Annotated in this window: 12 protein-coding genes; 5 read left to right on the top strand and 7 right to left on the bottom strand. The window is 71.5% G+C overall.

The window, feature by feature from the left end:
* Positions 1–2 precede the first annotated feature (2 nt).
* The gene (locus tag Q3W68_RS04185; protein ID WP_302904169.1) at positions 3–1,442 is read right to left on the bottom strand and encodes a GuaB1 family IMP dehydrogenase-related protein; all 1,440 of its coding nucleotides are present in this window, start codon (positions 1,440–1,442) and stop codon (positions 3–5) included.
* Between the two features lie 125 nt (positions 1,443–1,567).
* Positions 1,568–3,319: a biotin carboxylase N-terminal domain-containing protein gene (locus Q3W68_RS04180; RefSeq protein ID WP_302904168.1), complete on the bottom strand. Its 1,752-nt coding sequence runs from the start codon at positions 3,317–3,319 to the stop codon at positions 1,568–1,570.
* A 132-nt stretch (positions 3,320–3,451) separates the two neighbouring features.
* Between Q3W68_RS04180 and Q3W68_RS04175 the strand changes: the two genes are divergently transcribed.
* From Q3W68_RS04175 to Q3W68_RS04160, 4 genes are all read left to right on the top strand, one after another.
* Positions 3,452–4,042 (top strand): PadR family transcriptional regulator, encoded by a 591-nt coding sequence (locus Q3W68_RS04175; RefSeq protein ID WP_302904950.1) that lies wholly within the window; start codon positions 3,452–3,454, stop codon positions 4,040–4,042.
* 127 nt (positions 4,043–4,169) lie between these two features.
* Entirely contained in the window at positions 4,170–5,129 is a 960-nt protein-coding gene (locus Q3W68_RS04170) for an ATP-binding cassette domain-containing protein (protein WP_302904167.1), read from the top strand.
* A 17-nt stretch (positions 5,130–5,146) separates the two neighbouring features.
* Positions 5,147–5,902: an ABC transporter permease gene (locus Q3W68_RS04165; RefSeq protein ID WP_302904166.1), complete on the top strand. Its 756-nt coding sequence runs from the start codon at positions 5,147–5,149 to the stop codon at positions 5,900–5,902.
* Between the two features lie 63 nt (positions 5,903–5,965).
* Positions 5,966–7,375, top strand: a complete 1,410-nt coding sequence (locus Q3W68_RS04160; protein WP_302904165.1) for a sugar MFS transporter — start codon at positions 5,966–5,968, stop codon at positions 7,373–7,375.
* Between the two features lie 77 nt (positions 7,376–7,452).
* Here Q3W68_RS04160 and Q3W68_RS04155 read toward each other — a convergent pair whose 3' ends face one another.
* Genes Q3W68_RS04155 through mycP form a run of 3 tightly spaced genes read right to left on the bottom strand, consistent with a single transcriptional unit; the run spans position 7,453 to position 9,841 of the window.
* Entirely contained in the window at positions 7,453–8,106 is a 654-nt protein-coding gene (locus Q3W68_RS04155; protein ID WP_302904164.1) for an O-methyltransferase, read from the bottom strand.
* A gap of 9 nt (positions 8,107–8,115) precedes the next feature.
* Positions 8,116–8,772 carry a nucleoside triphosphate pyrophosphatase gene (locus Q3W68_RS04150; protein WP_302904163.1) on the bottom strand — a complete coding sequence of 219 codons (657 nt, stop codon included), beginning with the start codon at positions 8,770–8,772 and terminating at the stop codon, positions 8,116–8,118.
* Between the two features lie 10 nt (positions 8,773–8,782).
* Positions 8,783–9,841, bottom strand: coding sequence for a type VII secretion-associated serine protease mycosin (mycP, locus tag Q3W68_RS04145; protein WP_302904162.1), 1,059 nt, complete (start codon positions 9,839–9,841; stop codon positions 8,783–8,785).
* 867 nt (positions 9,842–10,708) lie between these two features.
* Between mycP and Q3W68_RS28275 the strand changes: the two genes are divergently transcribed.
* Entirely contained in the window at positions 10,709–10,963 is a 255-nt protein-coding gene (locus Q3W68_RS28275; RefSeq protein ID WP_368045720.1) for a hypothetical protein, read from the top strand.
* 292 nt (positions 10,964–11,255) lie between these two features.
* Here the strand turns inward: Q3W68_RS28275 and Q3W68_RS04135 are convergent, their stop codons facing one another.
* A complete protein-coding gene (locus Q3W68_RS04135; RefSeq protein ID WP_302904160.1) occupies positions 11,256–11,708 on the bottom strand; it encodes a hypothetical protein in 453 nt (150 codons plus the stop codon).
* A gap of 100 nt (positions 11,709–11,808) precedes the next feature.
* A complete protein-coding gene (locus Q3W68_RS04130; RefSeq protein WP_302904159.1) occupies positions 11,809–12,021 on the bottom strand; it encodes an acyl-CoA carboxylase subunit epsilon in 213 nt (70 codons plus the stop codon).
* Positions 12,022–12,103: the final 82 nt, after the last annotated feature.

Below are 12,103 nucleotides of genomic sequence, written 5' to 3'. Positions count from 1 at the left end.
CGTCACCAGCTGGTGGGCAGCGGCATCCCCTCGGTGTACCCGGCGGCGCTCTGCACGCCGACGAGCGCCCGCTCGTGGAACTCCTCCAGGCTGCGCGCCCCCGCGTACGTGAACGCGCTGCGCACCCCCGAGATGATCTCGTCGATCAGGTCCTCGACGCCGGGCCGGTTCGGGTCCAGATACATCCGGGCCGAGGAGATGCCCTCCTCGAAGATCGCCTTCCGGGCCCTGTCGAACGCGCTGTCCTCGGCCGTACGGGCGCTCACCGCGCGCGACGACGCCATGCCGAAGCTCTCCTTGTAGCGCCGCCCGTCGGCGTCGGTGTAGAGATCGCCGGGGGACTCGTAGGTACCGGCGAACCAGGAGCCGATCATCACGTTCGAGGCGCCCGCGGCCAGCGCCAGCGCCACGTCGCGCGGGTGGCGTACGCCGCCGTCGGCCCAGACGTGCCGCCCCAGCGAACGGGCCGCCGCGGCGCAGTCGAGCACCGCTGAGAACTGCGGGCGGCCCACGCCGGTCATCATCCGGGTGGTGCACATCGCGCCCGGACCGACGCCCACCTTCACGATGTCCGCGCCCGCGTCGACCAGGTCGCGTACACCCTCAGCCGTCACCACGTTCCCGGCCGCCACCGGGACCGGCGGGTCCAGCCGGCGGACCGCCCGCAGCGCCTGGAGCATCCGCTCCTGGTGCCCGTGCGCGGTGTCCACGACGAGCGTGTCCACCCCCGCCTCCAGCAGCGCGGCGGCCTTGCCGGTAACGTCGCCGTTGATGCCCACGGCGGCCGCGATCCGCAGCCGTCCCCGGTCGTCCACGGCCGGGCTGTAGAGCGTGGCGCGCAGCGCGCCCTGCCGGGTCAGCACCCCGACCAGGCGGCCTTCGCCGTCCACCACCGGCGCGAGCCGCCGCCGGCCCGCCGACAGCCGGTCGAATCCGGTACGCGGGTCCGCGTCCGCCGGAACGGTGTGCAGCTCGGTCGACATCACGTGCCGGAGCTGGGCGAAGCGGTCCACCCCGACGGTGTCCGCCTCGGTCACCACGCCCATCGGGCGCCCGTCCGCGTCGACCACGACCACCGCGCCGTGCGAACGCTTCGGCAGCAGGTGGATGGCGTCGCCGACGGTGTCGGTCGGGCCGAGCGTGATCGCCGTGTCGTGCACCAGGTGCCGCTGCTTGACCCAGCCGACCACGTTGGCGACGACCTCGATCGGGATGTCCTGCGGGATCACCGCCACCGCGCCGCGCCGGGCCACGGTCTCGGCCATCCGCCGGCCCGCGACCGCTGTCATGTTCGCCACCACAAGCGGGATCGTGGTGCCGGTCCCGTCGGTGGTGGACAGGTCGACGTCGAGCCGGGAGCCCACCTCGGAACGGTTGGGCGCCATGAAGACGTCGTTGTAGGTCAGGTCGTGCGCGGGGACCGCGCCGTGAAGGAACCGCACCCGGCCATCATTCCCGCCCGGCGGCGCCCTCGCCCCCGGTGGTGGCTCAGACCACCCGGCCCCGCGCTGTTAAGAAGGGGCCCCTTCTCTACCGCACGCGTTAACAAGGGGCCCTTCCTTACACCTCAGGCGATGGTGCAGATCGCGGCACCGGCGGTGATCACCGCGCCGACCTCGGCGGCGAGCCCGCTCACCTTGCCGGCCTTGTGCGCGTGCAGCGGCTGCTCCATCTTCATCGCCTCCAGCACCACGACCAGGTCGCCCTCGGCCACCTCGTCGCCGTCGGCGACGGCGATCTTCACGATCGTGCCCTGCATGGGGGAGGTGAGCGTGTCACCGCTGACCGCGGCGCCCGCCTTGCCGCCGCCACCCCGGCGGGCCGGCTTCTTCGCGGCGGGCGCGGCTGCCGCCGTACCCGCGCCGAGCCCGGCGGGGAGGACGACCTCCAGCCGCTTGCCGCCCACCTCGACCACGACGGTCTCGCGCTCGGCCGGCTCGTCAGCCGCGCCCGGGACGGCGGTGAAGGCCGGTACGGTGTTGTCCCACTCGGTCTCGATCCAGCGCGTGTGCACTGTGAACGGCTCGGCGGTGAACGCCTCGTCGCGGATCACCAGGCGGTGGAAGGGCAGCGCGGTGGCCATGCCGTCGACCACCATCTCGTCGAGCGCGCGGCGGGCCCGCTCCAGCGCCTCGGTACGCGTCTCGCCGACGATGATCACCTTGGCCAGCAGCGAGTCGAAGTTGCCGCCGATCACGTCGCCGGCCGAGATGCCGGTGTCCACCCGCACGCCCGGTCCGGAGGGCAGGCGCAGGGCGGTGACGGTGCCCGGTGCGGGCAGGAAGTTGCGGCCCGGGTCCTCGCCGTTGATCCGGAACTCGATGGCGTGCCCGCGCGGCGTCGGGTCCTCGGTGAAGCGCAGCTTCTCCCCGTCGGCGATGCGGAACTGCTCGCGCACCAGGTCGATGCCGGCGGTCTCCTCGGTCACCGGGTGCTCGACCTGGAGCCGGGTGTTGACCTCCAGGAACGAGATCGTGCCGTCCGCGCCGACCAGGTATTCGACGGTGCCGGCGCCGTGGTAGCCGGCCTCCCGGCAGATGGCCTTGGCGCTGTCGTGGATCTGGGCGCGCTGGGCGTCGGTGAGGAACGGCGCGGGCGCCTCCTCGACCAGCTTCTGGTGCCGGCGCTGCAACGAGCAGTCCCGGGTGCCCACCACGATCACGTTGCCGTGCTGGTCGGCCAGCACCTGCGCCTCGACGTGGCGCGGCTTGTCCAGGTAACGCTCGACGAAGCACTCGCCCCGGCCGAACGCGGCGACCGCCTCGCGGGTGGCCGACTCGAACAGGTGCGGGATCTCCTCCATGGTGCGGGCGACCTTGAGGCCGCGCCCGCCACCGCCGAAGGCGGCCTTGATGGCGACCGGCAGGCCGTGGTCGACGGCGAACGCCATCACCTCGTCCGCGTTGCCCACCGGGTCCGGGGTGCCGGGCACCAGCGGCGCGCCGGCGCGCTGCGCGATGTGCCGGGCGGTCACCTTGTCGCCGAGGTCGCGGATCGCCTGCGGGGTGGGGCCGACCCAGGTCAGCCCGGCGTCGATGACGGCCTGGGCGAAGTCGGCGTTCTCGGAGAGGAAGCCGTAGCCGGGGTGCACCGCGTCCGCGCCGGAGCGGGCCGCCACGTCGATCAGCTTGTCGATGCGCAGGTAGCTGTCGGCGGCGGTGTCGCCGCCGAGGGCGTACGCCTCGTCGGCGAGCGTGGCGTGCAGGGCGTCCCGGTCGGAGTCCGCGTAGACGGCGACGCTGGCCAGCCCGGCGTCGCGGCAGGCGCGGATGACGCGGACGGCGATCTCGCCGCGGTTGGCGATGAGAACCTTGCGCACCTTGTGGCTCCTCCCGGGAGGTCGTTGCCGGGAGTTTAGCGGCCGAGCTGCGGGGCCTAACGATCGCTCAGTGTGGGATGCCGCACTGTAGTCAAACTTGGTTATTACGCTTGTCCCGTGTCGGCAACGCGGATGATGATCCTTGGTCTGGTCAGGTGGATGCAGCCGGTGCACGGCTACGACGTGCGCCGTGAGCTGCTGAGCTGGAGTGCGGACAAGTGGGCCAACGTGCAGCCCGGTTCGATCTACCACGCGCTGCGCAAACTCACCGACGAGGGCCTGCTCCGGACCGTCTCGGTCGAGCAGGTGGGCGCCCGTCCGGCGCGCACCACGTACGAGGTGACAGCGAAGGGGGAGGACGAGTTCGAGACGTTGCTGCGGGCGCAGTGGTGGCAGCTCCACGAGCCGCCGGACCCCTTCGTGGCGGCGTTCTCGTTCCTGCCGGCGATGCCGCGCGAGGAGGCCGCCGCGGCGCTGCGCAACCGGGCGAACCTGCTCCGGGCCGGGGTCGAGTCGATGCGCGCCTCGCTGGACTCGGACTGGGTGCGCACCCGCAAGCCGGTGCACGTCGGGTGGATGTTCGAGCTGTGGCTGGCCCGCGCCGAGGCGGAGTCGGCCTGGTGCGAGCGGATCGCGGAGCGGATCGAGTCGGGAGTGTCGTACCTGCCCGATGGGATGGAGCGGGCCGAGGGCTGGTCGGGGTGGTCCGACGGATCGCGGTGACACGACATAATCAACGTTGACCAAAAGAGCTATATCGCGTTAGCCTCGACGGGAATCGCGGGGGATTCGTGCGTCCTCGCGGACGATCGGCGGCCGCTCAGGCCCGCCCGGACGACCAGGAGCAGAAATGATCGAGACCAGGGGGTTGCGGAAGTCGTACCGCTCCCGCGCGGGTCGCGAGACGAAGACAGTGGACGCGGTCCGCGGCGTCGACCTCGACGTCGCGGCGGGGGAGATCTTCGGCTTCCTCGGGCCCAACGGCGCCGGCAAGACCACCACGCTGCGGATGCTCGCCACGCTCATCGAGCCGGACGGCGGCGAGGCCACTGTGGCCGGCGCCGACCTGCGCAAGGATCCGGCCGAGGTGCGCCGCCGGATCGGGTACGTGGCCCAGGGCGGCAGCACCTGGGACGAGTCGAGCGCCCGCGAGGAGCTGGTGCTCCAGGCCCGCCTCTACGGCATCGGCAAGGCCGACGCGCACCGCCGTGCCGAGCGCGCGCTCGAAGCGTTCCAGCTCACCGAGTACGCCGACCGCAAGTGCAAGACCTACTCCGGCGGCCAGCGCCGGCGCGTCGAGATCGCGCTCGGCATCATCCACGAGCCGAAGATCGTCTTCCTGGACGAGCCGACCACCGGTCTCGACCCGCAGAGCCGCGCGCACATGTGGGACGAGATCCGCCGGCTGCGTACCGAGGGGATGACCGTCTTCATCACCACGCACTACCTGGACGAGGCGGACGCGCTCTGCGACCGCATCGCGATCATGGATCACGGCGAGGTGGTCGCCGAGGGCACACCGGCCGAACTGAAGCGGGAGATCTCCGGCGAGGTCGTGATCGTCGGCCTGGACGCCCCGACCACCCCGCGCGCCGCCGAGCTGCTCGACACCGAGGCCTACGTGAGCAAGCTGGAGACCGTCGACGAGGGCGGCCTGCGCCTCTACGTCGACGAGGGCGCCACAGCCATCCCGCAGGTGCTGCGCCGCCTCGACCACGCCGGGCTGGACCTGCGCTCGATCGAGCTGCACCGTCCCAGCCTCGACGACGTCTTCCTCACCAAGACCGGCCGCTCGCTGCGCGAGTCCTGACCCCCGGAGAAGCTGTCATGAAACTCGCCCGCGACACCTGGCTGATCTTCCAGCGCCAGACGCAACTGCTGCTGCGCAACCCGGTATGGATCTTCGTCGGCGTCTTCCAGCCGGTGATGTACCTGCTCCTGTTCGCCCCGCTGCTCAAGCCGGCGCTGAACGCGCCCACCCAGGCCGAGGCGTACAAGATCTTCGTGCCCGGCCTGCTCGTGCTGCTCGCCATCTTCGGCGGCCTGTTCCAGGGCTTCGGCCTGATCGCCGAGCTGCGCGCCGGCGTGATCGAGCGCTCCCGCGTCACCCCGGTCAGCCGGCTCGCACTGCTGCTCGGCCGTTCGCTGCGCGACGTGGTCTCGCTGATCGCGCAGGCGATCATCATCACGCTGCTGGCGCTCGCGTTCGACCTGCGCGTGTTCATCGGCAACCTGCTGCTGGCGTACCTGATGCTCGCCCTCATCGCACTGATGACCTCGGCCGTCTCCTACGGCATCGCGCTCAAGGTCAAGAGCGAGGACGCGCTCGCCCCGCTGATGAACACAGTCGCTCAGCCGGTGCTGCTGCTCTCCGGCATCCTGCTGCCGCTCACCTTCGCCCCCGGCTGGCTCCAGGGCGTGGCCAAGTGGAACCCGTTCTCCTGGGCGGTCGAGGGCACCCGCGCGCTGTTCAACGGCGACCTCGGCAACGACCGCGTCTGGCAGGGCCTCGGCATCATCGCGGTGCTCGCCGCCGCGGGCGTGTTCTGGGCCGCCCGCCAGTTCGCCCGGAGCGTGCGCTGAGCAGGGGAGACCTACCTCTCAGCAAGGGCGGGGCACCGGCCGCGCGCGCGTAGCGTAAGGCCGGTGCCCCGCCTCACCCGTGACCGGATCACCTGGCTGACCTACGCCCAGCTCGGCTTGTGGGGCTTCTTCCTCTACGGGTTCGGCCCGGTCGTACCCCTGCTCCGCGACGAACAGGGCACCAGCGCCGCAGTCGCCGGCCTGCACAGCACCGGCATCGCCGTGGGCGCGCTCGCCGGCGGCGCGTTGTTCGCCCCGGTCGCCCGCCGCCTCGGCCGCGGCCCGGCCATCTGGCTCGGCCTCGCCGGCGTCGCCGCCGGCGTCACCGCGCTCGGCCTGCTCCACCCGCTACCCGCCACGCTCGCCGCCGTAGCGGTCATCGCCACCTTCGGCATGATGGTCGTCAGCGGCGTCAGCGTGGTGCTGACCGCACGGCACGGACCCGCCGCCCCCGCCGCGCTCACCGAGGCGAACGCGGCCTGCGCCGGCATGGGCATCCTGGCGCCGTTGACCATCGGCGCCACAGTCGACGCCGGTCTCGGCTGGCGACCGCTGATGGCCGTCGAGGTCGGGCTGATCGCGCTGGTCGCGCTCGCCGCCCTGACTTTCCGGGTACGCGTGCCGCAACGCGCCCCCGCTGTCGCGGCTGCCGGCGCCCCGGTCCCCGTCGCCGCCCCCACCCGGGTGCCCGCCGTCCCCGCTTCCGGGGCGGCCGAGGCCGCTGTGTCCTCTTCGGCCGTCGCGGCATTGGCGGTCCCTGCCTCCGGGGCGTCCGAGGCCGCAGTGTCCGCACCCCCGGTCTCCGCTTCGGCGCTCCCTGCTTCGGGTGTCCCTGCTTCGGGTGGCTCCGCTTCGGGCATTTCCGCTTCGGGCGGCTCCGTCTCCGCCTCCGGTTCGGCGGGGCGGCTGCCGCGTGCGTACTGGATCGCCTGGGTCCCGATGTCCGTCACCGGGTCGATCGAGGTGTGCCTGTCGTTGTGGACCGCCGACGTGCTGCGGACCCACGCGGGGCTGAGCGCGGGCGGGGCGTCGGCCGCGGTGGCCGCGATCGTCTGCGGCATGTTCGCCGGCCGGCTCGCCGGTGGCCGGGCCGCGTTGCGCTGGGCGCCGGTGCCGCTGCTGCTCGGCGCGCTCACCGTCTCGCTGGCCGGGTTCGTGCTGTTCTGGGGCAGTACGGTCGGCTGGCTCGCGGTCACCGGGCTGGTCGTGCTCGGGCTCGGCAACGCGCTGCACTACCCGTTGGCGATCTCGATCGCGCTGGCCGTGGCCGGTCCGGCCGCGGACAAGGCGGCGGGCTGGTCCGCGTACTCGATGGGTGTGGGTTTCGGGATCGCGCCGGTGGCGCTCGGGTGGGTGGCCGACGGCGTCGGCCCGCACCCGGCGTTCCTGCTGCTGCCCGCGTTCATCGCGGTCGCGGTGCTGCTGACGGTGCGGCTGGGCCGCGCCCTGCCCGCGCCGGTCCGCGCGGCTTGATCGACTCCACTTCGGCGAGGTGGCGGCATCCGGCGCTCGGGCATACCGCCACCACGGCGAGGTTGTGTTCGGCCGGCTCAGAGCACCCGGGCGAGCGTGACCCCGTCGGCGATCGGCAGCATGACCGCCTCCACGCGGACATCCGCGATCACCGCGTCGTTGAACGCGGCGATGGCCCGGTCGTCGGCGTTGCGCGGGGCGAGCACGCGGCCGTCGCGCAGCGTGTTGTCGACGGCGATCACCGCGCCGGGACGCATGCGGGGCACCAGCTCGTCCCAGTAGATCGGGTAGCCGACCTTGTCCGCGTCGATGAACGCGAAGTCCAGGTAACGCTCGCGGGGCAGTTCGCGCAGCTTCTGGGCGGCCGGGCCGATGCGCAGCTCGATGCGGTCCTGCACACCGGCGCGCTGCCAGTAGCGCCGGGCCACGCCCGTGTACTCCTCGGAGATGTCGAAGCAGGTCAGCCGCCCGCCCTCGGCCAGCCCTCGGGCGATCGCCAGCGAGGAGAGACCGGTGAACGTGCCGACCTCGACCGCCTGCCGTACGCCGAGCAGCCGGGTGAGGAACGTCAGGAACGCGGCCTGTTCCGGCGCCACCTGCATGACCGCCTCGGAGGGCAGGGCCGCCCGGGTCTCCTCGGCCAGCTCCCGGACGATCTCGTCCGGGGCGGACCCGTGGGCCACCAGGTAGGCGTGCAGTTCCGGGGTGAGCGGCAGCGGCTTCGTGGTCATGTCCGGACGTTAGCCGAGATGTTCGATCTCCTGGCCCCCGGGCGCGACCTTCGTCCACAGGTCGACGATGCTCAGGTCCACCTCGGCGAGCAGCCGGCGCAGCAACGGCAGGGACAATCCCACCACTGTGCCCGGGTCGCCCTCGATCCCGGTCAGGAACGCACCGCCCAACCCGTCGATGGTGAAGGCGCCGGCCACGGCCAGCGGCTCGCCGGTCGCCACGTACGCGGCGATCTCGTCGTCGCTGATGTCGGCGAAGTGCACGGTGGTCGAGGCGACCGCTTCGGCCCGCGACTCGTGGGTCACGTCGATCAGGCAGTGCCCGGTGTGCAGGACGCCGCTGCGCCCACGCATCCGCTGCCACCGCCGGGTCGCGTCCGCCGCGTCGTCAGGCTTGCCGAGGATCTCGCCGTCGAAGGCGAGCACCGAGTCGCAGCCGAGCACCAGCGTGCGCTCGTCCGGCGACGGCCGCAGCCGATCGCGTACGGCCTGCGCCTTCAGCCGGGCCAGTTCCAGGCACAGATCCTCGGCCCGATCGGTCACCACCTGCGACTCGTCCACGCCACTGACCAGCACGTCGGGCTCGATCCCGGCGGCCTGGAGCAGCTTGCGGCGGGCGGGGGACTGCGAGGCGAGCACGAGGCGCACAGGTACGGAGGTCGACACCCCGCCGACGCTACCGGCTGATCCTCGGCGGCGGGTCGTCGGCACGTCGGCGGCGCCGCCAGAACAGGTACCCGCCACCCGCCGCCACCAGCACACCCAGGGTGGCGAGCCCGCGTACCGTGCCGGCGCTGTCACCCTTCTCGGGTGCTGCCTCGGCCGATGCCGGTGGCGTGACGTTGGAGGACTCGAAGCCGAGCGGGGGTACGTCGGCGGTGAGCGCGGCGACCAGATCGATGACCCCGTAGCCGTACTGGTCGTCGCGACCGGGTGGCCCCTTGTCGACGGCGGTGGCGGTCAGCCGGTGGGCGACTTCCTGGGCGGGGAGGTTGGGGTACTTGGAGCGGATGAGAGCAGCAGCCCCGGCAACGATCGCAGTCGCGCTGGAAGTCCCGGTGCCCTTCGAGTACTTGCCGTCGTAGCTGGTGCTGTAGATATCGACAGCAGGAGCAACCACATCGATCTCAGGACCAGTGGCTGAGATTGGGGCGTGGAGCCCGGACTTGTCAATGCCACCCACACCGATAACGCCGGGCTCAGACGCGGGGTAGCCGACAGTCGGATCCTCTGGTTGATTGCCGGCCGCAGCAACTACGACGATCTCCGCTTCTAGCGCTGATCGAATAGCGCCCTGCAGGCGGCTGGTTGCCCCTGCTGCTGCCGAGATGCTGATTACGTCAGCGTGGTTGGCAACCGCCCATTCCACGCTCGCCGCCAGATCATCTGGGCTTCCTCTGCCGTTGACGAGTCGGGTGCGGATTGGCAGCAGCTCAGCCCTTGGCGCCACGCCGAGGGCACCACTGTTGTCAGGCCGCCCGTGCGCCGCAATTAGACCAGCCATAGAGGTGCCGTGTCCGTCTTGGTCTTGCCGACCATCCCCTTCGTTCGAAAGGTCGGTACCGGCAAGCAGGTTTTCCCTCAAGTCCGGATGCGGGTCGATCCCCGTGTCCGGGACTGCAACGGTTACTCCCTCACCCTGATTAATTGCGTGAGCTGCCGCTGCATTGAGGAATTTAAGGTGCCACTGGTCCTGACGAACATTTGGAGCCGTTGCTGCCGTTGGTGCGGCCAAGACGGAGCTGGCTAGGCAGGCGGATGCTAAGCGAACTATCAGGGAACGGCTCATTATCGATCGAGGCCGATTGCGGGTCCTGGATCTGAGGGGCGGTCATCAGGTGGGCGCATGACAGGATCGACGCCCTCGGTGACTTGCCAAGGATTGTCGGGATCCCACGTCCTCTCATCATCGGTTGCGGCATGAGGTTTGGCCCTCGTCGTGGGCGTATTGAAGCTCGCCGGGCCAAAAGCTGCCGAACCAGGGCCTCCTCCCAGAGGCATGGCGCCCGGAGTGCCGGAAGACGGCAATCTCCCCGTGCCCGGTCGAGAACCGGCACCTCCAGTTGGGGCAGTTCCCGCCCCTCCTCCACCAATCACGCCACCCACCGGATTGACTCGTCGTCCACCCGTGCCGCCATTCGCAGGTGGAAGCCCAGCTGCTGCGCTTCCGCCGATGACGCCACCGATGGGCGCTGACTTGGGCGGAGGGGGTGGCGATCCACCCGAGACTCGTCCCGGCGGGATGCCCCCGGGTGTGGTGGGCGTTGGCGGTTTCAGGGTCGAACCGGTGATCGGAGCGATTGGCGGGGTGAAGGCTCCGCCGCCGGTAGGCCCAACGGAACTCGGGTGCGGCGGTAGGCCGGGTACGGCGCTAGGTGTTTGAGGGGCGACGCCGGTGCCGGTGCCGCCGAGGAGAGGTCCCCTGTTCCCTTCGGTTGAAATGGCTGTAGGACGAGTCGCGGGCTTGGTGCGGTGTTGAGGATTAACGGAGAAGGATGTCGGCACCGGAACTACAGGGGGAATTATTGGTGCCGGAGCAGCGTAAGTGTCTGGGTCCTCAGTCTGGCGCGGAAGCTTTGGCCTAGGTGGCGGCTGGCGCAGCATGACCTGGGCCTGCTGGAGTTCGCCGCTCAACCCCGTCATCAACCCGCGCGCCCGTACGTTCAACTGCTCCAGGTCGTCGTCGGTCACCGGGGGCCGGTCCGGCAACCGGCTGCCCGCCACCGCCTTCGGGTCGGCAATCGTCGCCTCGTACGCCTGCTTCTGCCGCAGCTTCTTCGCGTACTCCTCGTGCAACGGTTGCAGCTCGGCCCGCGCGCTGCCGATGGCGCGGGCGGCGGCTGCCAGCGCGTCGTAGTTCGCGGCGGCGGCGTCGTGCGTGCGCTGCACGCGGTCGATGAGCTGGTCGAGTTCGGCGATGTACGCCCGCGCGGCGGTGTTGGTCTCGGGTGGCCACGCCTCGGCCAGGCCGCGCCGGTATTCGCGCAGGCGGCTCATGTGGGCCAAGGCGAGGTCGCACACCTTGCGCCAGCCGGCGACCTGCTTCCACTGGCCGGCGGTGTCCTGGTCCTGCACGCACGCCCACATGCTGAGGACGTCCATCAGCCGCCAGTCGGTCAGCCCGGAGGTGCGTCCGCTGCCCCGTTCGATCACGGCAGGATCACCCGGCTCTGTTCGGGGGCGGTGGGGTCGGCCAGTGGCGGCATCGGGCGGGCGACTGTGGCGGAGGGGCCGGCGAGCGCCCGTTCGACGTCGGCCACTCGGGCGGAGGAGAACGCGTCGGCGTCGCCGTAGCGTGCGGCGATCCGCCCGGCGGCGTCGGCGAGGCGGCCGGTCGCCGGTGCCAGATCCCACACCGCGCTCACCGCCGCCGTCTGGGTGTCGTGGTGTGCCTGGAGGAACTGGACCAGCTCGATGAAGGCGTCGGCCGGGTTGGGCACCGGCGCCTTCATGTCGTCGGCGATGTAGGACAGGTGCGGCGCGTAGTTGCGCGTCACCTCGTCCTGGAGGCGGTCGGCGAACTCACGCATCTGCCGGATGTCGGCCTCGATGCCGCCGTAGCCGCGCAGCCAGCCGGCTGGCTGGTTGTCCTCCGGGATCATCGGAGCCTCCTGCCCGTCACCACACGGTTTCCCTGAGTGAGGTTAATGGCTCGACGTGGATCCCGGCAGCCCCGCCCGGCGGCGCGGGCGGGAGGAGACGTCAGCGGGGCAGGCCGGAGGCCCGCCACGCGCCGGGGCCGGCGATCGGCCCGACCGGGGCGGGACGCGCGCTGCGCGCCCACTGCGACACGGGGGCCGGCGCGGCGGCCTGGGCCGGGCGGGTGCGCACCATGATCGCGCCGACCAGAGCGGCCAGCTCCTCGGCGGTGGGCACGCCACGGACGATCCGGAACAGCGGCTCCTCGGCAGACATGACCCAAGGGTACGCGTCGCGAATTCGACCTTCGCCGTACAGTGGCGTGCCGACGGTGTGAGCGTCGCAGCGGCCGGGTACG

This window comes from Micromonospora sp. C28ISP2-4 (assembly GCF_030519385.1).
GTDB lineage: Bacteria > Actinomycetota > Actinomycetes > Mycobacteriales > Micromonosporaceae > Micromonospora > Micromonospora tulbaghiae.
This window is presented reverse-complemented; position numbering and strand designations above follow the sequence as displayed.